The organism is Bradyrhizobium cajani, from assembly GCF_009759665.1.
In the GTDB taxonomy this organism is placed as follows: domain Bacteria; phylum Pseudomonadota; class Alphaproteobacteria; order Rhizobiales; family Xanthobacteraceae; genus Bradyrhizobium; species Bradyrhizobium cajani.
The window spans coordinates 88,063-111,195 of sequence record NZ_WQNE01000029.1 but is presented as its reverse complement, the minus strand read 5'-3'; the positions used below and the strand labels follow the sequence as shown (position 1 = coordinate 111,195).

The window sequence follows — 23,133 nt, the reverse complement described above, 5'->3', positions numbered from 1 at the left end:
GGGCCATGACCGAACGTCTCAACGTATTCGCCGTCACGCTCGCCCAGCTCAATCCGACCGTGGGCGACATCGAGGGCAATGCCGCGAAGGCGCGGGCCGCGCGCGCGCAGGCCAAATCCGACGGCGCCGATCTCGTCCTGTTTCCGGAATTGTTCATCGCCGGCTACCCGCCGGAGGATCTCGTGCAGAAGCCGGCCTTCCAGGCCGCCTGCCGTGCCGCGATCGAGAGCCTCGCACGCGAGACCGCCGATGGTGGCCCGGCGATGCTGGTCGGCACGCCCTGGGTCGAGGACGGCGGGCTCTACAATGCCTGTGCGCTGCTCGACGGCGGCCGTATCGCGGCGCTGCGCTTCAAATGCAATCTGCCGAACTACGGCGTATTCGACGAGAAGCGGCTGTTTGCGCGCGGGCCTGCCGCAGGGCCGGTCACCGTACGCGGCGTGCGCATCGGCGTGCCGATCTGCGAGGATATCTGGCTGGAGGAGTCCGAGGATTACGAGAACGTGGTCGAGACGCTGGCCGAGACCGGCGCCGAGATCATCCTGGTGCCGAACGGCTCTCCTTACGCCCGCGACAAGAACGACGTGCGCCTGTCGGTGGCGGTCGCGCGCGTCACCGAGAGCGGGCTGCCGCTGGTCTATCTCAATCAGGTTTGCGGCCAGGACGAGCTGGTGTTCGACGGCGCTTCCTTCGTGCTGAACGGCGACCTCTCGCTCGCGGCGCAACTGCCCGCCTTCGAAGAGAGCATCACCACGTTGCGCTTCACGCGTAATGGCGAGGACTGGCGCTGCACGGGTCCGATCGCCGCCCAGCCGGAGGGCGACCATGCTGATTACGCCGCTTGCGTGCTGGGCTTGCGCGACTACGTCGCCAAGAACGGCTTTCCGGGCGTGCTGCTCGGCATCTCCGGCGGCATCGACTCTGCCCTGTGCGCAGCGATCGCGGTCGATGCGCTCGGCGCCGACCAGGTGCACGGCGTAATGCTGCCTTATCGCTACACGGCAGCACACTCGATCGCGGACGCCGGCGAGCTCGCCGGCCATCTCGGCATCCGCTACGAGGTTCTGCCGATCGCAGAAGCGGTGACCGGCTTCGAAACTATCCTGTCCGGCATCTTCAAGAACCTGCCGCCAGATATCACCGAGGAAAACCTTCAGGCCCGCACCCGCGGCACGCTGCTGATGGCGATCTCCAACAAGACCGGCTTGATGGTGGTGACGACGGGCAACAAGTCGGAGATGTCGGTCGGCTACGCCACGCTCTATGGCGACATGAACGGCGGCTTCAACCCGATCAAGGACATCTACAAGACGCAGGTGTTTCGCCTGGCAAGCTTGCGCAACGGCTGGAAGCCGGATGGCGCGCTTGGCCCCGCCGGCGAGGTGATCCCGCCCGACATCATCACGCGCCCGCCGACGGCGGAATTGCGCGAGAACCAGACCGACCAGGATTCGCTGCCGCCTTACGACGTGCTCGATGCCATCCTGGAGCGCCTGGTCGAGCGCGAGGAGCCGCTCGAGGCGATCATCGCCGCCGGCTTCGACCGCGAGACAGTCACCCGCATAGACCATCTGCTCAACGTCGCCGAATACAAGCGCCGCCAGGCCGCGCCCGGCGTGAAAGTGACGGCCAGGAACTTCGGTCGTGACCGTCGCTATCCCATCACCAACCGTTTTCGCGACAAGGGCGAGCCGCTGCCGGCGCACGACGAAACACTGGTCTCGCGCGGCAGCGGGGCGTCGATCGACGCGTTCGAGGGGTGAGCGGTAGCGCTGTCACGGCACATTCCGCCGTCATCATCCGCGAACGCGATGATCGAGCAAGCTGCGGCCTGTGCTTGGTCGGCCGAATTCGGCCATAGAGCATTCATAGGCATGCGCCCAAGCTGGTGGCGAGCGGACGCAGTATGGCAGACGAAATCTCTTTGGACATGGAAGACCTCCGAGAGGTTGCCGCCTATGCGGCGGAAAATGCCGTGGATGTGCTGGAGATATTCGAGCGATCGTATCCCGCGGATTTCCGTCCACGTGACGCAGTCGAAGCCGCGCGGACGTTCGCGCAGGGAGGCAAGCGGGCAAAGGCTCTGCGCGATGCAGCTTGGGCGGCGCTGAAGGCAGCAAAGGAAGCCGAAGATGCGGCAGCGAGCCAGGCTGCGCGAGCGGCGATGAGCGCCTCATCCGCGGCCTATCTTCATCCCCTGGCGCGATCGACCCAGGTCAGGCACATCCTCGGCGCGCCGGCCCACGCGGCCCGGGCCGTCGAACTTGCAACGGCTGGGGATCCCGGGGGCGGTGCCGATTATGTTGAGCGCGCCGTCCGTCGCGCGACGCCAAGGCTTGTCGAGGTCCTGCGGCGCTATCCGGCAGCACCGCCCGGCGGCGGGCGGGTAGGCGAACTGCTGCGCTCAATCGACCGGAGGCTTCGCGATGGGCTTGCGTAAGCTGTCTGCCGGTCACTCATTCCGCTGTCATCATCCGCGAAGACGGATGATCCAGTACTCTGCGGCGGGCGTTGTGGAAACAAACTGCTGCCGCGGAATACTGGATGCCCCGCCGGAGCCTGTCATCGGGCTCGCGGGGCATGACAGTGGAGTGAGGAGCGAACTCCCGTACTGCTACGACGGGCCTGCGAAGAACAGCACCCGAAGGAAGTGCGTATACTCGGATTCGAGCACCATGATCGCGACAAATACCAGCACCGCAATCGGCGGCGCCAGGATCGCATAGGCCAAGGCCAGCCGCTCCCAGGCCATGTGCATGAAGACGGCGACGATCAGGCCGGCCTTCAACACCATGAACAGCAGGATCAGCGACCACCTGAGATAGCCCTGCAGGCCGAAGTAGTCGACGAGGTACGAGAACGTGCTGAGGACAAACAACCAGCCCCAGACCACGAGGTAGAGCCTGATCGGGTGCTGTTGACCCTTGGCGTGAACGGCTCCTGTTGCGACTGCGCCATGCGCCGGAGCGTGGAGCTGGCCTTCCATGTGTACCGCCGCGTTTGTCATGCGCCGACCTCACCAAAGATAGAACAAGGCAAAGATGAACACCCACACGAGATCGACGAAGTGCCAGTACAGGCCCATGATCTCGACGATCTCGTAATAGCCCTTGCGGCTCGTGAAGAAGCCGCGCCTCTCGACGTCGAAGTCGCCACGCAGGACCTTCCGCGCAATAGCGATCAGGAAGATCACGCCGATGGTCACGTGGGTGCCGTGAAAGCCGGTGATCATGAAGAAGCTCGCGCCGAACTGCGGCGCGCCCCACGGATTGCCCCAGGGCCGGACGCCCTCCATGATCAGCTTGGTCCATTCGAACGCCTGCATTCCGACGAAGGTTGCGCCGAAGGCTGCCGTGACCAGCATCAAGGCTGCGGTTCTGACGCGATCGCGGCGGTAGCCGAAATTGACAGCCATCGCCATCGTGCCGCTGCTGCTGATCAGGATGAAGGTCATGATGGCGATCAGGATCAGCGGAATGTGGTTGCCGGCGATGTTGAGGGCGAAGACTTCGCTCGGGTTGGGCCACGGCACGGTCGTCGACATGCGCGCCGTCATGTAGGAGAGCAGGAAGCAACTGAAGATGAAGGTGTCGCTGAGGAGGAAGATCCACATCATGGCCTTGCCCCAGGACACGTTCTTGAACGTGCGCTGATCGGAGGCCCAGTCGGCGGCGATGCCGCGCCAGCCGTCAAGCCGCGCAGGCGATTGGCCCGAATGTGTCAGCACGGTTTCAGCCATCTGGTCTCGCCTCCCTAGCTCAGCAATTGGCGACAGATGTTGACGAAATCGTCGGTCCAGCCCGTGAGAAGCCCGAGCAGGACAAGCCAGACCAGGAGCAGGAAGTGCCAGTAGATGGCGCATAATTCGACGCTCAAGCGCATGTCGGCGCTTCCGGAACTGCGCCACACCTTGACCGAGGTTCTGCCCAGCGCCACCAGGCCGCCCGTCAGATGCAGCCCGTGCAGCGCGGTCAACAGGTAGAAGAAGGAATTGGCCGGATTGGACGCCACGAAATAACCGGCCGCGTTGAGCTGCTGCCAGGCCAGGAGCTGTCCGGCGAGGAAGATCACGGCAGATGCTCCGCCCGCGAGCAGGCCGATCATGACGTCCTCAGCATCGTGGCGGCGCGCGGCCATGTACGACCATTGCAGCGCGACGCTGCTCAGGACCAGGACGCCCGTGTTGAGCCACAGCAGCCGCGGCACGGGCAGCGCCCGCCAGTCCACCACGTTCATGCGCATCGAATAGGCGCTGATGAAGAGGACGAACAACGCGCTCGCGACGGCGAGAAACACGCCAAGTCCGATCTTCGCCGCCGGCCATGTCATGGCATCGCCGCCGGGGAATTGACCGGCCGGGCCTTCCTCCAGCCACGGCTTGGCCGTGAGCCGCTGCTGCATCAGCCACCATCCAGCGATCGCCGCGATCACAGCCAGGAACAGGATGATGGCGCTCACGAAGCAGCTCCCTCGACGACATGCGTCGCGCGCGGCGGCTGGTTCTGCGGAATGAAGTCCTCCTCGGCGCCGGGTACGCTGTAGTCATAGGCCCAGCGGTAGACGATCGGGAGCTCCTTCCCCCAGTTGCCGTGCCCGGGGGGTGTCTCCGGCGTCTGCCATTCCAGCGTTGTCGCCCGCCACGGATTGCCGCCCGAGGCCTCGCCCTTGAACAGGCTCCAGACAAGATTGAACAGGAACACCATTTGGCTGAAGCCGACAGCCAGGGCCACAACGGAAATGAAGGCGTTCAGTGAATGGGCCGAAGACGGGATGAATGCCGCATCGCCAAGTTCGAAGTACCGGCGCGGGACCCCAAGAAGTCCAAGATAGTGCATGGGGAAGAAGATCAGGTAGGCGCCGAGGAACGTGACCCAGAAGTGAAACTTGCCGAGGACGTCGTTCAGCATCCGACCCGTGACCTTGGGGTACCAATGATAGATCGCGCCGAGCACGACCATGATCGGCGCCACGCCCATCACCATGTGGAAGTGCGCGACCACGAACATGGTATCCGAGAGGGGAACGTCCACGACGACGTTGCCGAGGAAGAGGCCGGTCAGCCCGCCGTTCACGAAGGTGATGATGAAGCCGAGGGCGAACAGCATCGGCACCCTGAGATGAATATCGCCGCGCCACAGGGTCAGCACCCAGTTGTAGACCTTGATCGCCGTGGGGATGGCGATGATGAGCGTCGTCGTGGCGAAGAAGTAGCCGAATTGCGGGAACATGCCGCTCACATACATGTGGTGCGCCCACACGATGAAGCTGAGCGCGCCGATGGCCACGATCGCCCATACCATCATGCGGTAACCGAAGATGTTCTTGCGCGCATGCGTGCTGATCAGATCGGAGACGATGCCGAAGGCGGGCAAGGCGACGATGTAGACCTCGGGGTGGCCGAAGAACCAGAACAGGTGCTGGAACAGCAGCGGGCTGCCGCCGCCATATTTCGAAAGCGTGCCCATCTCGAGGAGCGAGGGCATGAAGAAGCTGGTTCCCAGGAGACGGTCGAACAGCAGCATCACCGAGGCAACGAAGAGCGCGGGGAATGCCAGCAAGGCCATGACCGTTGCCGTGAAAATTCCCCACACCGTCAGAGGCAGGCGCATCAACGTCATGCCGCGGGTGCGCGCCTGGAGCACCGTGACCACATAATTCAGCCCGCCCATGGTGAAGCCGATGATGAACAGGATCAGGGACGCCATCATGAGAATGATGCCCCAATCCTGCCCGGGCGTTCCGGAGAGGATCGCTTGCGGCGGATACAGCGTCCAGCCGGCACCTGTCGGTCCGCCGGGCACGAAGAACGTCGAGGCTAGCACCAGGACCGCAAGCAGGTAGACCCAGTAGCTCAGCATGTTCACGTAAGGAAAGACCATGTCCCGGGCGCCGACCATCAGCGGGATCAGGTAGTTGCCGAAGCCGCCCAGGAACAATGCGGTGAGCAGGTAGATCACCATGATCATGCCGTGCATGGTGATGAACTGGAGGTACTGGTTGGCGTCGATGAAGGAGAATGTGCCGGGGAATCCCAGTTGCAGTCGCATCAGCCATGACAGCACCAGGGCCACCAGCCCGATGGCGGAGGCTGTCAGCGAGTATTGAATGGCGATGACCTTGGCGTCCTGCGAGAAGACATACCGTGTCCACCAGCTCCTCGGATGATAGAGCTCGACATCAGGTACTTCGGCAGGCGGGATGCCCGCAATCCTGTCATAGGGAATATCGACCATAGAAAACCTCCTCGGTCGTTTCCATCGGGGACGATGAGTTGACCTCACGCACCCGATCTATCTTCGCGGCGGCGCCTCGCTACTTGCCGCCGGATTGGTACGTCGCCTTCACAACCGCCTTGCCACCCGACAACTCTGCAAACGTCTTCTGTTGCTCCAGCCAGGCGTGATACTCGCCCTCTTCGTCGACGATGACCTTGGCCCGCATCTGATAATGAGCAGCGCCACAGAGCTCTGCACAGAGAACGTCGAACGTTCCGGTTCGGATGGGCTTGATCCAGAAGTAGGTCACCGCGCCCGGGACCATGTCCATCTTGGCCCGGAACTCGGGCACGTAGAAATCGTGCAGGACGTCGACCGAGCGGAGGAGAATCTTGACCGGCTTTCCCACTTGAAGGTGCAGGTCGCCGCTCTCGATCACGACGTCGTCCTGAGCATGTGCATCGTCGCGATTGAGGCCCATCGGGTTGTCGGGATCGATGTTGCGGACATCAGATGTGCCCATCCGCCCATCCTTGCCCGGAAGACGGAAGCTCCATTGCCATTGCTGGCCCATGACCTCGACCTCGGTGGCATCCGCAGGCACCGTCACGAACTGGTGCCAGACGATGAGGCCCGGCGCCAGCATGGCCGCGACGCCGACGCCGGTCCCGACGCTCAGCCACCATTCGAGCCTTTTGTTTTCCGGATTGTAGTCAGCCCGTCTTCCCTCTTTGTGGTGAAAGCGGAAGACGCAATAGGCCATGAACGCGATGACCGCGACGAACACGAACCCCGTGATCCAGAACGTGATGTTGATGGTGTGGTCGATATAGGCCCAGTTCGTGGCGATCGGCGTCCACCACCACGGGCTGTAGATGTGAAACAGCACCGAGCCGATCGCGACCAGAAGCAGTATCAGTGCGACAACCATCCTGATTCATCCTTGCCATCGAAGGCTGCGGATACGAATCCAGGGCGGAGCTCATGTCTGTCGCGATGGCTGGCCTTTCTTGGTTGGCATCTTTGCCATCGCCGGCCTGTTGCCTCGCCCCTTCCACCGGTCGCGAAATCAAGAGAACGGTCGCGACCACCAAACTCATCGGCGCTGAGGGCGTCTGCGTTTAAAATGATACCTGCCTAACCCGGCGTCAAGCACGTAGACGTGCTGACGTGGCGCGGGCGTTGCGGTCGCCAGGCAAGTTGGGCGTGTCAGGCGGCGGGGTCTTGGCTGACGCAACGCACAAATCTGTGCACGTGCACAATTCACCCACCGTTTGCAGCCGTGCCCCGTGCGCGCTAAGTTCGTGAGACAGGTCGCGGCGGGTTCCGTCCGGCCAGGCTCGTTTCGCTGAACCTGAGTTGCCGTACCCGGCCCATCGCGTTCTCGCTCGTGAAGCGGACACGCGTGGCTGGAAAGCGCGTGTTGTAGCCAGCGCGATTTTCAGCACGGGAGGGTGCGTTCATGGCCACTCTGTACTCCCACGGCATGATAAGGCGGCACGTCTTCGGCGAAGCGGCCTCTTATCCCATTCGTAAGATCGATCTGTCCGACCTGACCCGCGCGCTACGCCTGGGTTGGGAGGATTTCCAGGCAATGCCAAGTCACGCGATCGTCGTGTGCGTGATCTATCCCGTCCTCGGCCTCGTCCTGTTCAGGGCGGTCCTCGGCTATTCGGTGCTGCCGCTATTGTTTCCGCTGGCCGCCGGATTTGCCTTGATCGGTCCCTTTGCCGCGATTGGTCTCTACGAGCTCAGTCGTCGCCGCGAGCGCGGCGAGGAGGTCGATGCATGGGACGCGATCAAGGTGCTGCGCGCACCGTCGTTCGGCGCCATGCTCGAGCTCGGCGTACTGCTGCTCGTCCTGTTCGGGGCCTGGATCGGTGTCGCGAACGCGATCTACGTCACCATCTTCGGTCACGCGCCGGCTGCAAGCATTCCCGATTTCGCAACGCGCGTCCTGACGACGCCGGAAGGCTGGTCGCTGATCATCGTCGGTTGCGGTGCCGGCTTCCTGTTTGCGGTCGTGGCCCTGTGCATCAGCGTCGTGTCGTTCCCGTTGATGCTCGACCGGCATGCGACTGCAATCGATGCGATCCGCACGTCGCTCCGCGCAGTGGCGGAGAATCCGGTTGTGATGGCCGGGTGGGGCCTCATCGTGGCGGCGCTGCTGGTGATCGGCTCGCTCCCGTTCTTCGTCGGTCTCGCCGTCGTTCTGCCGGTGCTCGGCCATGCCACCTGGCACCTCTATCGGCGGGTGATCGAGCCGAACCCAAATCCCCCGGACGAACCTCCACCGCCGCCGCAGGGAAAGCGCTACGCAGCGGACTTTCCGGCAAATCTCTTCCCGTGGAGCCGCGAGCGCGAGCAGTAACAGCGAAACGGCCGCCCCTGGCGGCCGCCTTCGCGGGACATGACAAAGAATAACGACCTATTTCTGCTGCTGCGGCAGGAAGGTCGGGCCGACCGAGCGGATCGGCTTGTTCTCCGAGCTCGTCGCCGGCGTGCTCGTATCGGCAGGCGGTGTCGCAGCCGGCGCGGTGGCGGTCGTCGGCGCCGGGGGCGCGCCCTTCTTGCCATTCGCCGCAGGCGTGCCCTTGTTGAGCCGCTGCTGCTGCATTTTCTTGGCGCTCTCCTCGGTGACGATGATGTCACCCTGCTGCTCGGCGGCGGCCTTGTCGTCGGCGGATTTCAGCGCGTCGGCCCAGCTCTGGCCCGCGGCCTTGCAGGAGCAGGACGGGTTGAACTCGCTGCGGAATTTGAACGCGGTCGGCAGCGCCGTGTAGGGTTGGCCGGAGACCGACACTGCCGAGTTCATGTCCTCGCCCGGATTGCGATAGGCATAGAGCGAGGCTTCCGCCGCCGGGCACAGCGCCTTGCAGGTCTTCTCGTCATCGGGGAAGCGGGCCGGGACGGTGGCAAAGGAGATCGGGAAATAGGCGCCGTCGCAGGTGCGCACGCACACGGTGCGGAAGGTGCCGGACTGCGGGCCGAGATCGGAGGGTGGCACGGCTTGCGGATTGTTGGGGTTGTTGCCGCCGCCGAACAGATTGCTGAGGAAGTTGCCGCCGCCCTGCGACTGGGCGGCGTTGACATATTGCGGGCCGCAATTGTTCTGCGCCAGCGCCATCAGCACCGAGCGGCGCTGGCTGTCGCGCTCGGGGCTGAAGCCGCCGGGACCGCCGCCGCGCAAGCGCTCGAGATTGCCGGTGATCTGATCCAGATTGGCGCGCATCTGCTGGATCTGGGTGTTGACCGGGCCGCATTGCGCCGACTGGCCGTTGAACAGCGAGAAGAAGCCGGAGGAATCGCAGCCCATGCGCTTGGCCTGCATGGTGACGCGGTCGAGCTCGGCCTGCTGACGGGTCTGGGAATCCTGGTAGCGGCGGATCTGCTCTTCGCGTGCGGGGTCACCACCACCGCCGCCGCGATCGAGCGCGGCGAGCTGGCCTTCCAGCCGCGCGCACATCGGATTCGGGCCAAGCCCGTTCTGACCGGGCTGCGGCGGCGGTCCGGGCGGGCCGGCCTGCGCGAACGCGCCGGTGGCGAGCACAACCGTGCTCAAGAGCACGGTGCTGGCGAGGAGGATGCGGGCACGGGAGAGGGACAAAAATTCAGGCATATCCGCCATTCTAGCGAGGTCACGGCCCAGCATGAGTTGGGGGCCGAAGCGCGCCCTCCCATAGCCGCTTCCTGCGGCATCGTCACGTCGTTTCGGGGGCCAAAGATTGGGCCTAAGGTGCGCCAGTTCCGAGCAAATTCAGCGCTGGCAGGTGATTGCAACATATTCGTCGCAGCGGCCATGGGAGCAGTTTGCGCCGGTTTTGGGGACGGAGCCGGTAATTTCGTCGGGATCGACCCGGCGATAGGCCGCAGCCTGGGCAAAATCCCGTGACTGGCAATAGGTACGCGCGACCTGCGCGCCGCACTTTTCGCCCCTAGCGAGGCATTGGTCGATGCCGTAGCCGTCGGCCTGGTTGGCGATGATGAAGACGCGGGTCTCGGCGGATGCGCTGGAGGCGGCGACGATGAAGGCGCAGGACATGAGCGCGAACAAGGATCGCATGAAAACACCTTGGGGCAAAAAGAAGGAACCGCCAGTTCCAGAATGGGCTCAAATGGTTAAGGATCATGAACCATCATGGCGGGGCGATCGCGCTTTGCGGAGATAAAACGGCGTTTTCGCGGCTCTCTTGACGCGGGGCCGCCTCATAGCCCATATGTGGCCGCATGAACGGTCTCCTCGCCATTTGCGCCATTTGCCGCGAGATTACGAGCTAGCGATTCGCTGGCTGGAGCCGTCTTTTCTCAAACACATTGAGAGCCTTGGACGCCCGGCCGAGAGGGATGGGTTGTCATGGAATTGCGTCTTCACGATACTCTGACGAGAGAAAAGCGCACCTTTGTGCCGCTCGATCCGAACAACGTCCGCATGTATGTCTGCGGACCGACGGTCTATGACTTCGCCCATATCGGCAATGCGCGGCCCGTGATCGTGTTCGACGTGCTGTTTCGGCTGTTGCGCCATCTCTATGGCGAGGCGCACGTCAAATACGTCCGCAACATCACCGACGTCGACGACAAGATCAACGACCGCGCCGCGCGGGATTTTCCCGGCCTGCCGCTGAACGAGGCGATCCGCAAGGTCACCGAGCAGACGGGAAAGCAGTTTCACGCCGACGTCGACGCGCTGGGCGCGCTCCGGCCGAGCGTCGAGCCGCGCGCGACCGAGCACATCGCCGAAATGCGCGAGATCATCGAAAGGCTCGTCGCCGGCGGCTTTGCCTATGTCGCCGAGGACCATGTGCGGTTCTCGCCGCAGGCGATGAACGCGGCCAACGCCTCGCTGCCGCGCTATGGCGCGCTGTCCAATCGCTCGCTGGACGAGATGGTCGCCGGCGCCCGTGTCGATGTCGCGCCCTACAAGAAGGGCAACACCGACTTCGTGCTGTGGAAGCCGTCCAAGCCCGGCGAGCCGTCATGGCCGTCGCCGGCCGGCATCACGGCGGAGGGCCGTCCCGGCTGGCACGTCGAGTGCTCGGCGATGGCCTGGAAACATCTCGGCGAGCATTTCGACATCCACGGCGGCGGCATCGATCTCGTGTTTCCGCATCACGAGAACGAGCTTGCGCAGACCTGCTGCGCGTTCCACCAGCAGCGCATGGCGAACTACTGGATGCACAACGGCTTTCTGCAGGTCGAAAGTGAGAAGATGTCGAAGTCGCTCGGCAACTTTATCACCATTCGCGAGCTGCTCGCGGACTGGCCGGGCGAGGTGCTGCGCCTGAACATGCTGAAGACGCATTACCGCTCGCCGATCGACTGGACCATGAAATCGCTGGAAGAGAGCGCGAAGACGCTCGACGACTGGTATCGTGTCGCGGCCGACGTCGAACCCGGCAGGCCGGCTGTGTCCGTGGTCGAGCCGCTGCTCGACGATCTCAACACGTCGCTCGCGATCGCCGCACTGCACAGCCTGCGTGGCAGCGATGTACCCGCTCTTGCGGGTTCGTTGCGGCTGCTTGGCTTCCTGTCCGAGAGCGCTGCACAGTGGGAAGGCCGCAAGCAACAGGCGAGCGGTGTCGATGTCCAGGAAGTCGAGCGCCTGATCTCGGAGCGAACGGCCGCCCGTAGCCGCAAGGATTTCAAGGAATCCGACCGCATCCGCGATCTGCTTGCCGCGATGGGCGTTGCGATCAAGGACTCCAAGGACGGGACGACCTGGGAGATCGCGCGATGAAACGGCCTGACACGCCTTTCCCGCGGCACTGGCTCTACTACATCGCGCTCAAGATCCTGCTGCTCGCGGCGGCCGTGGCGCTGGTGCTGAAACTCTATGGGATGTGGTGAAGACGATGGGACAGACCTTGCCTAAGCCCGGCTTGCGGCCCTTCCTGCCGGCGGACGTGCCGGTGCTCGCCGCGATCTTCGCCGCCAGCATCGAGGAGCTGACCGGCGACGACTATAGCGAGGCGCAGCAGGAAGCCTGGATGGAGGCGGCCGAGGACGAGGAGTTCGGCAAGCGGCTCGCATCCGACCTGACGCTGATCGCGACGCTCGATGGCTCGCCCGTCGGCTTCGCTTCGCTCCGCGGCAACGATCACATCCGCATGCTCTATGTGCATCCGGCAGTCGGCAGGCAGGGCATCGCGACCATGCTGGTCGATGCGCTGGAGAAACTTGCCGGCGGTCGCGGCGCGACGGGCCTGTCGGTCGATGCCAGCGACACCGCGCAGGAGTTTTTCGCCAAGCGCGGCTACACCGCCCAGCAGCGCAACAGCGTCACCATCAACGACGAGTGGCTCGCCAACACCACCATGAAGAAGACGCTCGGAGCCGCGCAATGAGCAAGGAGCGCCTCTATCTCTTCGACACCACGCTGCGCGACGGCGCGCAGACCAACGGCGTCGATTTCACGCTGACCGACAAGCAGGTCATCGCGGCGATGCTCGATGATCTCGGCATCGACTATGTCGAGGGCGGCTATCCCGGCGCCAATCCGCTCGACACCGAGTTCTTCGGCACCAGGCCGAAGCTCAGCCATGCGCGCTTCACCGCCTTCGGCATGACGCGCCGGGCGGGGCGGTCGGTCTCCAACGATCCCGGCGTCGCCGGGCTGCTTGAAGCGAAGGCGGATGCGATCTGCTTCGTGGCAAAATCTTCGGCCTATCAGGTGCGCGTCGCGCTGGAGACGACGAAGGAGGAAAACCTCGCCTCCATCCGCGACAGCGTCGCCGCCGCGAAGGCTGCTGGCCGGGAGGTCATGCTCGACTGCGAGCACTTTTTCGATGGCTACAAGGAAGATGCGAGCTTCGCGCTCGCCTGCGCGAAAGCCGCCTATGAGGCCGGCGCGCGCTGGGTGGTGCTGTGCGACACCAATGGCGGCACCATGCCGAACGAGGTCGAGACGATCGTCACCGAGGTGACGAAGCATATCCCTGGCGATCATGTCGGCATCCACGCCCATAACGATACCGAGCAGGCGGTGGCCAATTCGCTCGCCGCGGTGCGCGCCGGCGCACGGCAGATCCAGGGCACCCTGAACGGCCTTGGCGAGCGCTGCGGCAACGCCAATCTCTGCTCGCTGATCCCGACGCTGAAATTGAAGAAGGAGTTTTCGGACGCCTTCGAGATTGGCGTCACCGCCGAGAAGCTCGCAACGCTCGTCAAGGTCTCGCGCACACTCGACGACATGCTCAACCGCGTGCCGAACCGGCATGCGGCTTACGTCGGCGAGAGCGCCTTCGTCACCAAGACCGGCATCCACGCCTCCGCCGTGCTGAAGGATCCGCAGACCTATGAGCACGTGTTGCCGGAACTGGTCGGCAATCACCGCAAGGTGCTGGTGTCGGACCAGGCCGGCCGCTCCAATGTCATCGCCGAGCTCGACCGCGCCGGCATTGCCTATGAGAAGAGCGATCCGAAGCTGACGCGGCTCGTCGAGGAGTTGAAGGAGCGCGAGGCGCAGGGCTATGCCTATGAATCCGCCAACGCTTCGTTCGACCTGCTGGCGCGCCGCACGCTCGGCAAGGTGCCGCAATATTTCGAGGTCGAGCAGTTCGACGTCAATGTCGAGCAGCGCTACAACGCGCTCGGGGAGCGCGTCACCGTGGCGCTCGCGGTGGTCAAGGTCGACGTCGCCGGCGAGCACCTGATCTCTGCGGCCGAAGGCAACGGCCCCGTCAACGCGCTCGACGTTGCCTTGCGCAAGGATCTCGGCAAGTACCAGAAATACATCGAGGGGCTGAAGCTGATCGATTACCGCGTGCGTATCCTCAATGGCGGCACCGGCGCGGTCACGCGCGTGCTGATCGAGAGCGAGGACGAGAACGGCGACAGCTGGACCACGGTCGGCGTGTCCCCGAACATCATCGACGCCTCGTTCCAGGCGCTGATGGATTCGGTGATCTACAAGCTCGTGAAGTCGGGGGCGCCGGCGTAAGGCTTGGTGTCGTCATTCCGGGGCGCCTCGAAGAGGCGAACCCGGAATCTCGAGATTCCGGGTTCGATGCTTTGCATCGCCCCGGAATGACGAGGAGGAGAGAGGGGAGCTCGTCCATTGATCGATCACATCTCCGTCGGCGTCATCGATCTCGATCGCTCCGCAAAATTCTACGAGGCCACGCTCTCCGCGCTCGGGCTCGCGCGCCTCGTCACCCGGCCGCGCACGGTCGGTTTCGGCAAAGCCTATCCGGAGTTCTGGATCAATCTGCGCGAGGGCATGCCGCGCGTCCTGCCGGAGAGCGGCGTGCACATCTGCCTGCGGGCGAAGACAATCAGCGAGGTCGATGCGTTTCATGCCGCAGCTGTCGCAGCCGGTGGCGCATCCGACGGCGCGCCGGGCATCCGCCCGCACGACCGCGTGCGCTATTACGCGGCCTTCGTCACCGATCCCGACGGCAACCGGATCGAAGCGGTGACGTTTCCGAGCGAGTAGGGCGCTACAGCCGCCGCGCCACTTCCGGCGCGAGCTGCTTTTCCGCCTCGGCGATCTGGGCGACCGCGGTTTTCAGCTTCGGCAGGATCTCCTCGATCCGATCGGCCTTGAGGATGTCGACCGAGAGGCCGGCGCGAATGAACTCGGTCTGGCGCATGTGCGACAGCAGCGAGAGCAGCGGCTCCCAGAAATTGTCGATATTGGCGAGCAGCACCGGCTTGGCGTGACGGCCGAGCTGTTTCCAGCTCAACTGCTCGACCAGCTCCTCCAGCGTGCCGACGCCGCCCGGCAGCGCCACGAAGGCGTCAGAGCGTTCGAACATCAGCCGCTTGCGCTCGTGCATGTCGGGGGTGACGATCATCTCCTGCACGCGCGTCAGCGCGTTCTCGCGCATCCGCAGGAAGTCGGGGATGATGCCGGTGACGGTGCCGCCGTGATCGAGCACGGAGGTCGCGACCGCGCCCATCAGGCCGAGCGATCCGCCGCCATAGACGAGGCGGATGCTGTTCTCGGCGAGCGCCTTGCCGAATGCCTTGGCGCCTTCGGTGAAGCTGGGATTGGTTCCGGGGCCGGAGCCGCAGTAGACACAGACGGTTTTGATCGTGCTCATTGGTGCCATGATGCATTGCAGCGAAGGGGCGTCAAGCCCAAACGGTGATTCGAGCCCACCGGAAATCTACCGGTAAATGGCGACAAACAATCAAAGATTCGCCATCTGGCGGGGTGCGCTGGCATCGGGAAGGCTCTATATGACAGGCGAAAATCGTTAATCGCGGCGACGCCCGCATCCGGCGGGCTTTCAGGCTTCTTGATGGACCAACCTCAATCGTTCGACGGCGCCGACGTTCCCGATCCTGCCGGCGGGTCGCCGGCCGGGGCCACGCTGATGGGCACGCTCGCGCATCTGTGGCCCTATATCTGGCCAAGCGACCGCTTCGACCTGAAGATGCGCGTGGTCTGGTCGATGGTGCTGCTGCTCGCGGCCAAGCTGATCACGCTGACGGTGCCGTTCAGCTTCAAATGGGCGACCGATGCGCTCACCGGCGACAACACCGCGCCGGTGCAGGCCGACAATTGGCACCTCTGGGTGATCGCCGCGCCGCTATTGCTGACCGCGAGCTATGGCGCGATGCGCATCGTGATGGCGGTGCTGACGCAATGGCGCGACGGCATCTTCGCACGCGTCGCCATGCATGCGGTGCGCAAGCTCGCCACCATCACCTTCATCCACATGCACGAGCTGTCGCTGCGCTTCCACCTCGAGCGCAAGACCGGCGGCCTGACGCGCGTGCTCGAGCGCGGCCGCGAGGGCATCGAGGTCATCGTGCGCATGGTGATCCTGCAGCTGATCCCGACCATCGTCGAGGTCTCGCTCCTGATGGCCGTGCTGCTCTGGCAGTTCGACTGGCGCTACGTGGTCGCGACGCTGATCACGGTCACACTCTACATGTACTACACCTACATCGCGACCGAATGGCGGATCGGCATCCGCCGCAAGATGAACGATTCCGACACCGAGGCGAATACCAAGGCGATCGACTCGCTGCTCAACTACGAGACCGTGAAATATTTCAGCGCCGAGGCGCGCGAGGCGCAGCGCTACGACAAGTCGGTGGAGCGCTACGAGGAGGCGAGCATCCGCACCTATACCTCGCTCGCCGTTCTCAACACCGGCCAGGCCGTGATCTTCACGCTGGGGCTGACCGCGACGATGATGATGTGCGCGATCGGCGTGCGCAACGGCACCAACACGGTCGGCGATTTCGTGCTGGTCAACGCCATGATGATCCAGCTCTACCAGCCGCTGAACTTCATGGGCATGGTCTATCGCGAGATCAAGCAGGCGATCATCGACATCGAGAAGATGTTCGGCGTGATCGGCCGCGAGGCCGAGATCAAGGACGCGCCCGATGCGCAGCCGCTCGTCGTCTCCGCCGGCACGGTGCGGTTCGATGACGTGCGCTTTGCCTATGAGGCGACCCGGCCGATCCTGAAAGGCATCAGCTTCGAGGTGCCGGCCGGCAAGACCGTTGCGATCGTCGGTCCGTCCGGCGCGGGCAAGTCGACGATCTCGCGGCTGCTGTTCCGCCTCTACGACGTCTCCGGCGGCAGGATCCTGATCGACGGTCAGGACATCCGCGAGGTGACGCAGAACTCGCTGCGCGCCTCGATCGGCATGGTGCCGCAGGACACCGTGCTGTTCAACGACACCATCCGCTACAATATCCGTTACGGCCGCTGGGACGCTGACGACGCCGAAGTCGAGCAGGCCGCGCGCCTCGCCCAGATCGACCATTTCATCCGCATGGCGCCGAAGGGCTACGAGACCCAGGTCGGCGAGCGCGGCCTGAAACTGTCGGGCGGCGAGAAGCAGCGCGTCGCAATCGCGCGCACCGTGCTCAAGGCGCCGCCGATCCTGGTGCTGGACGAGGCGACCTCCGCGCTCGACACCCACACCGAGCACGAGATCCAGGGCGCGCTCGACCGCGTCGCCAAGAACCGCACCTCGCTGGTGATCGCGCACCGGCTCTCGACCATCGTGGGGGCCGACGAGATCATCGTGCTGGACCAGGGCCGTATCGCCGAGCGCGGCACCCACGCCAAGCTGCTTGCGCACGGCGGGCTCTACGCCAGCATGTGGAACAGGCAGCGCGAGGCCGAAGCGGCACGGGAGAAGCTGGCCAGGATAGCCGACAGCAGCGAGGCGCCCAACCGGGAGCCGCCGCAGGTCACGGACCCACTCACGACCCCGGCGGCGGCGGAGTGACCTTGTCTCCGGTCCCAACTCTGGCCTAAACAACTCCAACGCGCGGGTGCCCCCGCGCGGCATCAACCTTTCAGCGGCAGATAGCGATGTCCATTCTCGATTCGATCCAGCGTCAGATCCCGCCGATCCACAAGGAGGGCTATCCCTTCATCGGCGGCTTTGCGCTGGCCAGCCTCGTCCTGTTCTGGCTGTGGTCGCCTTTGGGATGGATCGGCACGATCCTGACCGTGTGGTGCGCGCTGTTCTTCCGCGATCCCGTGCGCGTGACGCCGGTGCGCGAGGGTCTCGTGGTGTCGCCGGCCGACGGCCGCGTCTCGATGATCACCATGGCACTGCCGCCGGCCGAACTCGGCCTCGGCGACCGGCCGCTGCCGCGCATCTCGGTGTTCATGAGCGTGTTCAACTGCCACGTGAATCGCAGCCCGGTGGCGGGCAGGGTGGACCGCATCGCCTACCGGCCCGGCCTGTTCATCAATGCCGAACTCGACAAGGCGAGCGAGGACAATGAACGCAACTCGCTCGTGATCTCGACCTCGCAGGGCCGCATCGGCGTGATCCAGATCGCGGGCCTCGTGGCAAAACGCATCGTCTGTTTCGTCAAGGAGGGGCAGGCGATCGGTGCCGGCGAGCGCTTCGGCCTGATCCGCTTCGGCTCGCGGCTCGACATCTATCTGCCTGTTGGCACCAAGGCGCTGGTATCGGAAGGGCAGACCGCGATCGCCGGCGAGACGATCCTGGCCGACCTTGCCGCCGAGGACCCGAACCGCGCCTACCGCGCCGGTTAACCAATAGTCGGTGCTCGAGGGCCTTCCGCCGCAATGGCGGAGGGGGACGCGGCTTGCTATATCTCGCCTTGAGGTGAGGACCAGCAATGACGCCCTATGATTTGAGAGATCCCGACGTCCGCCGCCGGCGGTTCCGCCCGATCCCGGTGCGGATGCTGGTGCCCAACGTCATCACGCTGCTGGCGATCTGCGCCGGCCTGACCTCGATCCGCCTGTCGATCGAGGGGCGGATGTCGCTCGCCGTCTACGCCATCGTGTTCGCGGCCGCGCTCGACGGTATCGATGGCCGCATCGCGCGCTTGATCAAGGGCCAGTCGAAGTTCGGCGCCGAGCTCGACAGCCTCGCCGACTTCGTCAATTTCGGCGTCGCGCCCGGCCTGATGCTGTATTTCTGGCAATTGCACGAGCTCGGCAATGCCGGCTGGATTGCCGCCATGGTGTTCGCGATCTCTGGCGGCCTGCGCCTGGCGCGCTTCAATGCCACGATGGACGATCCCAACAAGCCGGCCTTCGCCGCCAATTTCTTCACCGGCGTGCCGGCGCCGGCCGGCGCGATCACGGTGCTGCTGCCGATCTATGTCGCGTTCCTCGATCTCGGGCGCACCCCTGCGGCGGTGACGGCGGCCTACACGCTGTTGATCGCCTTCCTGATGGTGTCGCGCCTTCCGGTGTTCTCCGGCAAGACCAAGCGGATGCGCGTGCCGCCCGAACTGGTGCTGCCGGCGTTCGTCGCCGTGATCGTCTTCATCGCGCTCTTGATCGCCTATCCCTGGCACGTGCTGTCGATCGGCACGGTGCTGTATCTGCTCTGCCTGCCGCTCGGCTACAAATCCTATCGCGACCAGGCGCGCGCGATGGAAGCTGCCACGCCGGCGGGAGGCGAGGTCCCGTCGCCGCCTTCGGCGCCGACGCTGACCAACCTGTCGGAGCCGCCGCACGACGACGATCGGCCCGGGCGGCTGCACTGAGCGTTTTTCGCGGGATATCTGCCATGAGGCGCGCTGAGTTGGGTTGAGGCTCGATCTCGGCTATATCGCCCTGTGCCGGCGGCATCGCGCCAACAGCGGCCGCCAATCTGGGAGAGAACGCCGTGACCAATACCGCGACCGGGCCGCTGCCCGCTTCCGTCCTCGAAGCGCTGGGCCGCTATGACACGCCGACGATCTGCAATGCCATGGAGATCGTGGCGCCGGAGCGCCGGCTGATCGGCTACACCACCAAGCCGCTGGTCTGCCCGTTCCCCGATCTGCCGCCGATCGTCGGCTACGCCCGTACGGTTGCGATCCGCTCGGTGCTGAAGTCCTCGCTTCCCGCGGAGGAGCAATCCAAGCGCCGTATCGAATATTACGAATATGTCGGCACCGGCCATGGTCCGCGCATCTCGGTGATCCAGGACATCGACGGTCCCGACGTCGGCTACGGCGCATTCTGGGGCGAGGTGCAGAGCAACGTGCACAAGGCGCTGGGCTGCCTCGGCGTCATCACCGACGGCTCGATCCGCGATATCCCGCAATGGGCACCTGGTTTCCAGGCGCTGGCCGGCTCGATCGGCCCCTCGCATGCCTGGGTGCACGCGGAGAGCTTTGGCGGCGAGGTGCGCGTTGCGGGCATGACCGTGAAGTCGGACGATCTCATCCACGCCGACCAGCACGGCGCCATCGTGATCCCGCTCGACATTGCCGCGAAACTGCCCGAGGCGGCCGAGCTCTGCGGCCGCCGCGAGACGCCGATCCTGGAGATCGCCCGCAGCCCCGATTTCTCGCTGGAGAAGCTGAAGGCCGCGCTGAAGCGCTCGGCGGAGATTCACTGAGCGCGCGACGGAAGCCCTACGGCCGCGACGACGGCCGCAGGGCGCCCTGTTCCTCCAGAAACAGGGCGGCCTGATCCGGCTCGCCGAGCACCGCGGCGGCGCATCCGATCAGGGTGAAGCCGCCGGCAATATCCCACAGGGTGATGTCGTCCGCATTATCCGGGACGTGAATCAGGCGCGCTGCGATCACGGCGAAGGCAGCCTCGACAAAGAGCAGAGCGCTGAACACAGGCAGGACCAGCTCCGGCTCGAGCAGATGGACCGCCAGCACCGCGGGCAGCGCGGTGAGAAGACCGAACAGTGTCAACATGGCCAATGGCTCCCGCGATGGAGCAGCCGTAGGGCGATAGAATATCGCCACGATCCCTCGTCACCGATGTGGCGCAGGGCCGCAGTCGGAGGACGTACAATGAAAATGAAGGGCAAGACGGTCCTGATCACCGGCTCCACCGACGGCGTCGGCCGCTACGTCGCGCGCCGGCTTGCCGAAGAAGGGGCAGGGGTCCTGATCCATGGCCGCGATGCGGCGCGTGCGAAGGCAGTGAGCGACGAGATACTGAAGGCCGGCGGTGTCGCGCCGACCTTCTATCAGGCCGACCTGTCGTCGATGTCGGGCACGCGCGCACTCGCCGAGGCTGTGAAGCGCGATCACCAGCGCCTCGACGTGCTGGTCAGCAATGCCGGCATCGGTTCGCAGAATGACGGGCCGCAGCGGCAAGTCAGTGCCGACGGTCACGAGCTGCGATTTGCCGTGAACTATCTCGCCGGTTTCCTGCTCGTCCATCTGTTGCTGCCGTTGCTGAAGGCCGGGGCGCCTTCGCGCATCGTCAACGTCGCCTCGCTCGGCCAGCACCCGATCGATTTCGAGGACGTCATGATTGCGAAGGGCTACAGCGGTTCACGTGCCTATGCGCAGAGCAAGTTGTCGCAGATCATGTTCACGATCGATCTTGCGGAAGAACTGCAAGGCACCGGCATCACCGTGAACGCGCTGCACCCCGCGACCTACATGAACACCACGATGGTGCGCGCCGGCGGCATCACGCCGATGTCCACGGTGCAGCAAGGCGGTGCTGCCATCCTGCACCTCGTCGAGGGCGACGATGTTGCCGACAAGAGCGGGGCGTTCTTCAACGGCATGAACGAGGCGCGCGCCAATCCGCAGGCCTATGATGCCGAGGCACGCAAGCGCCTCCGCGCGCTTAGCCTGGAGCTGACGGGCCTGTCGTCCTAACGCGACCGGTTATGGTTAGCGAAGTGTTGAGATTCGTGCCGCTGGACGGCAATCGCAGCGCCTGCGGCGCGGCGTACCACACTGTCCAGACTTAACCTTTACGCGGCTTTAAGGGCGGCGCTCTAGGGTTTCCGATGCGGTTCGGGGTTGGGCCGCACCATCGGCCAGGACGGCCGTTGTTGCGTTCGCGTTGGAGTCTCCCATGGATATCATGACGGGCGTTGGCCTCACGGCGGGCATCATCGTCATTACCGCGATGATCTTCATGGGTGGCGATCTCCACATGTTCATCTCCGAACATGCCATGATCATCATCTTCGGCGGCTCGATCTCCGCCACCATGATCCGCTTTCCGCTCTCGGCGCTCCTGCACGGCCTTCCGCTCGGCGCCAAGTTCGCCTTCACCATGAGTCGCCTGTCGGCCCACGACCTCGTCGACGAACTCGCCCGCATCGCCGAGATCGCCCGCAAGCAGGGTCCGGTGGGTCTCGAAAAGGTCGAGACCGACGAGCCGTTCCTCGCCAAGGGCATCCGCTACGTCGCCGACGGTTACGACCTCGACTTCATCCGCGACAATCTCGAGCGCGACCGCGACAACTTCCTGATGCATCTGGACGAAGGCAGCAAGATCTACCGTGCCATCGGCGACTGCGCCCCGGCCTTCGGCATGATCGGCACCCTGATCGGCATGGTGCAGATGTTCGCCAACATGACCGACCCCTCCAAGCTCGGCCCGTTCATGGCGACCGCACTGCTCGCCACCCTCTACGGCGCGCTGGTCGCGAACCTGTTCTGTCTGCCGATCGCGGACAAGCTGCACGGCAAGCTGCTGGATGAAGAGACCAACCGCACCCTGATCATCGACGGCATCCTGATGATCCGCGACTCCAAGAGCCCGACCTTGGTGCGCGAAATGCTGCTGGCCTATCTGCCGGAGAAGCATCGTCACGCCGAAGGCGAGCCGGTGCCGGCCTGATCGCGCGCACCGGGATCTAGGTCATGGCCAAGAAGAAACGCGGCGATGCGCATGGGGGCGGTCACGGCTGGTTCGTGACCTTCGCCGACCTCATGGGCCTGATGATGAGCTTCTTCGTCATGCTCGTCGCGTTCTCGACGCAGGATGCCAACAAGCTGAAGATCGTCGCCGGCTCGATGCGCGACGCCTTCGGCGTGCAGAGCGAAGCGCGCTACGCCGGCATCGTCGAGTCCGACGGCCTGCCGACACGCCCGCGGCTGAAGAACGTCGACCACATCCAGCCGGAGGACGCCTCCAACACGCCGACGCCGGACCAGGAGGACCGCAACCGCACGTCGGGCGCGAAGATCAAGGTCGACCGCAATTTCGCGCTCGCCGCGGCCTCGCTGCGCCAGGCGTTGCAGGACATGCCGGAGCTGACCGAGATGTCCAAGCACATCATGTTCGAGGAGACCAAGCAGGGTCTCAATCTCGAGATCGTCGACCAGGACGGCCGCTCGATGTTCGCCGACGGCTCCAAGGTGCCCTACGACCGCACCCGCCGCCTGATCGAGAAGCTCGCGATTCCGCTCAAGGCAACGCCGCTCCGCGTCTCCATCGCTGGCCATACCGCGGCCGGATTCGTGCCGGTCCGCAGCGACTACGGCGCCTTCGACCTGTCGGCCGATCGCGCCAATGCCGTGCGCCAGATCCTCGAACGCGAGGGCCTGCCGCCGTCGCACATCTTCGCCGTCTCCGGCAAGGCGGATACCCAGCCGCTGTTTCCGGACGATCCCTCGCTCGCGGCCAACCGGCGGGTGACGATCACCCTGATGCGCGAAGATCCGCCGCTGCCGCCGAATCTGAAGCCATAGGCCACTTGCGCTACCATCCTACCTGAGGCATGTCGTCGCGCGGGCCACGAACGTGGCC

General features: G+C 64.6%; 23 protein-coding genes. 14 read left to right on the top strand and 9 right to left on the bottom strand.

Annotated elements, in window-relative coordinates; translation table 11 throughout:
- Positions 1-5: 5 nt before the first annotated feature.
- Both GPL20_RS28760 and GPL20_RS28755 read left to right on the top strand, forming a co-directional pair.
- Complete coding sequence (locus tag GPL20_RS28760; RefSeq protein ID WP_157333995.1) at positions 6-1,763, top strand: NAD+ synthase; 1,758 nt, start codon at positions 6-8, stop codon at positions 1,761-1,763.
- 143 nt (positions 1,764-1,906) lie between these two features.
- The gene (locus GPL20_RS28755; protein WP_157333993.1) at positions 1,907-2,440 is read left to right on the top strand and encodes a putative immunity protein; all 534 of its coding nucleotides are present in this window, start codon (positions 1,907-1,909) and stop codon (positions 2,438-2,440) included.
- Between the two features lie 174 nt (positions 2,441-2,614).
- On the opposite strand, the gene GPL20_RS28750 is transcribed toward GPL20_RS28755, so the two are convergent.
- The 5 genes from GPL20_RS28750 to GPL20_RS28730 all read right to left on the bottom strand — a co-directional run bounded on the left by GPL20_RS28750 (position 2,615) and on the right by GPL20_RS28730 (position 7,146).
- Positions 2,615-3,007: a cytochrome C oxidase subunit IV family protein gene (locus GPL20_RS28750; protein ID WP_167533265.1), complete on the bottom strand. Its 393-nt coding sequence runs from the start codon at positions 3,005-3,007 to the stop codon at positions 2,615-2,617.
- 9 nt (positions 3,008-3,016) lie between these two features.
- Positions 3,017-3,739, bottom strand: a complete 723-nt coding sequence (locus tag GPL20_RS28745) for a heme-copper oxidase subunit III family protein (RefSeq protein WP_157333991.1) — start codon at positions 3,737-3,739, stop codon at positions 3,017-3,019.
- A gap of 14 nt (positions 3,740-3,753) precedes the next feature.
- Entirely contained in the window at positions 3,754-4,458 is a 705-nt protein-coding gene (locus tag GPL20_RS28740) for a cytochrome c oxidase subunit 3 (RefSeq protein ID WP_254125117.1), read from the bottom strand.
- Positions 4,455-6,233 carry a cbb3-type cytochrome c oxidase subunit I gene (locus GPL20_RS28735; RefSeq protein ID WP_157333989.1) on the bottom strand — a complete coding sequence of 593 codons (1,779 nt, stop codon included), beginning with the start codon at positions 6,231-6,233 and terminating at the stop codon, positions 4,455-4,457. Before GPL20_RS28735 ends, GPL20_RS28740 begins: the two co-directional genes overlap by 4 nt.
- Positions 6,234-6,312: 79 nt before the next feature.
- Positions 6,313-7,146 carry a cytochrome c oxidase subunit II gene (locus GPL20_RS28730; protein WP_157333987.1) on the bottom strand — a complete coding sequence of 278 codons (834 nt, stop codon included), beginning with the start codon at positions 7,144-7,146 and terminating at the stop codon, positions 6,313-6,315.
- Positions 7,147-7,677: 531 nt separating this feature from the next.
- Between GPL20_RS28730 and GPL20_RS28725 the strand changes: the two genes are divergently transcribed.
- On the top strand, positions 7,678-8,586 hold the full coding sequence (locus GPL20_RS28725) for a DUF2189 domain-containing protein (RefSeq protein WP_157333985.1): 909 nt from the start codon (positions 7,678-7,680) through the stop codon (positions 8,584-8,586).
- A 57-nt stretch (positions 8,587-8,643) separates the two neighbouring features.
- Here GPL20_RS28725 and GPL20_RS28720 read toward each other — a convergent pair whose 3' ends face one another.
- On the bottom strand, positions 8,644-9,843 hold the full coding sequence (locus tag GPL20_RS28720) for a DUF2865 domain-containing protein (protein WP_157333983.1): 1,200 nt from the start codon (positions 9,841-9,843) through the stop codon (positions 8,644-8,646).
- 129 nt (positions 9,844-9,972) lie between these two features.
- Positions 9,973-10,278 carry a hypothetical protein gene (locus tag GPL20_RS28715; protein ID WP_157333981.1) on the bottom strand — a complete coding sequence of 102 codons (306 nt, stop codon included), beginning with the start codon at positions 10,276-10,278 and terminating at the stop codon, positions 9,973-9,975.
- Positions 10,279-10,569: 291 nt separating this feature from the next.
- Between GPL20_RS28715 and cysS the strand changes: the two genes are divergently transcribed.
- The 4 genes from cysS (at position 10,570) to GPL20_RS28695 (ending at position 14,649) form a co-directional block, all read left to right on the top strand.
- On the top strand, positions 10,570-11,952 hold the full coding sequence (gene cysS / locus GPL20_RS28710) for a cysteine--tRNA ligase (protein ID WP_157333979.1): 1,383 nt from the start codon (positions 10,570-10,572) through the stop codon (positions 11,950-11,952).
- A 115-nt stretch (positions 11,953-12,067) separates the two neighbouring features.
- The gene (locus GPL20_RS28705) at positions 12,068-12,559 is read left to right on the top strand and encodes a GNAT family N-acetyltransferase (protein WP_157333977.1); all 492 of its coding nucleotides are present in this window, start codon (positions 12,068-12,070) and stop codon (positions 12,557-12,559) included.
- Positions 12,556-14,154 carry a citramalate synthase gene (gene cimA / locus GPL20_RS28700; RefSeq protein WP_157333975.1) on the top strand — a complete coding sequence of 533 codons (1,599 nt, stop codon included), beginning with the start codon at positions 12,556-12,558 and terminating at the stop codon, positions 14,152-14,154. Before GPL20_RS28705 ends, cimA begins: the two co-directional genes overlap by 4 nt.
- A gap of 117 nt (positions 14,155-14,271) precedes the next feature.
- Positions 14,272-14,649 (top strand): VOC family protein, encoded by a 378-nt coding sequence (locus GPL20_RS28695; protein ID WP_157333973.1) that lies wholly within the window; start codon positions 14,272-14,274, stop codon positions 14,647-14,649.
- A gap of 4 nt (positions 14,650-14,653) precedes the next feature.
- Here GPL20_RS28695 and GPL20_RS28690 read toward each other — a convergent pair whose 3' ends face one another.
- Positions 14,654-15,259, bottom strand: coding sequence for an LOG family protein (locus GPL20_RS28690; RefSeq protein ID WP_167533264.1), 606 nt, complete (start codon positions 15,257-15,259; stop codon positions 14,654-14,656).
- A 201-nt stretch (positions 15,260-15,460) separates the two neighbouring features.
- Between GPL20_RS28690 and GPL20_RS28685 the strand changes: the two genes are divergently transcribed.
- The 4 genes from GPL20_RS28685 (at position 15,461) to GPL20_RS28670 (ending at position 20,011) form a co-directional block, all read left to right on the top strand.
- On the top strand, positions 15,461-17,416 hold the full coding sequence (locus GPL20_RS28685; protein ID WP_157333969.1) for an ABCB family ABC transporter ATP-binding protein/permease: 1,956 nt from the start codon (positions 15,461-15,463) through the stop codon (positions 17,414-17,416).
- 80 nt (positions 17,417-17,496) lie between these two features.
- Positions 17,497-18,201, top strand: coding sequence for a phosphatidylserine decarboxylase (locus GPL20_RS28680; RefSeq protein WP_309143208.1), 705 nt, complete (start codon positions 17,497-17,499; stop codon positions 18,199-18,201).
- Between the two features lie 86 nt (positions 18,202-18,287).
- Positions 18,288-19,169: a CDP-alcohol phosphatidyltransferase family protein gene (locus tag GPL20_RS28675; RefSeq protein ID WP_157333965.1), complete on the top strand. Its 882-nt coding sequence runs from the start codon at positions 18,288-18,290 to the stop codon at positions 19,167-19,169.
- Positions 19,170-19,291: 122 nt separating this feature from the next.
- Positions 19,292-20,011: an RraA family protein gene (locus GPL20_RS28670; RefSeq protein ID WP_254125111.1), complete on the top strand. Its 720-nt coding sequence runs from the start codon at positions 19,292-19,294 to the stop codon at positions 20,009-20,011.
- A gap of 16 nt (positions 20,012-20,027) precedes the next feature.
- On the opposite strand, the gene GPL20_RS28665 is transcribed toward GPL20_RS28670, so the two are convergent.
- Positions 20,028-20,321 carry a hypothetical protein gene (locus GPL20_RS28665; RefSeq protein WP_157333963.1) on the bottom strand — a complete coding sequence of 98 codons (294 nt, stop codon included), beginning with the start codon at positions 20,319-20,321 and terminating at the stop codon, positions 20,028-20,030.
- Positions 20,322-20,420: 99 nt separating this feature from the next.
- On the opposite strand from GPL20_RS28665, the gene GPL20_RS28660 reads away from it, so the two are divergent.
- The 3 genes from GPL20_RS28660 (at position 20,421) to GPL20_RS28650 (ending at position 23,075) form a co-directional block, all read left to right on the top strand.
- On the top strand, positions 20,421-21,245 hold the full coding sequence (locus tag GPL20_RS28660) for an SDR family NAD(P)-dependent oxidoreductase (protein WP_167533263.1): 825 nt from the start codon (positions 20,421-20,423) through the stop codon (positions 21,243-21,245).
- 202 nt (positions 21,246-21,447) lie between these two features.
- Positions 21,448-22,221 (top strand): motility protein A, encoded by a 774-nt coding sequence (locus GPL20_RS28655; protein WP_018645542.1) that lies wholly within the window; start codon positions 21,448-21,450, stop codon positions 22,219-22,221.
- A gap of 23 nt (positions 22,222-22,244) precedes the next feature.
- Positions 22,245-23,075, top strand: a complete 831-nt coding sequence (locus GPL20_RS28650; protein WP_157333959.1) for an OmpA/MotB family protein — start codon at positions 22,245-22,247, stop codon at positions 23,073-23,075.
- Positions 23,076-23,133 lie beyond the last annotated feature (58 nt).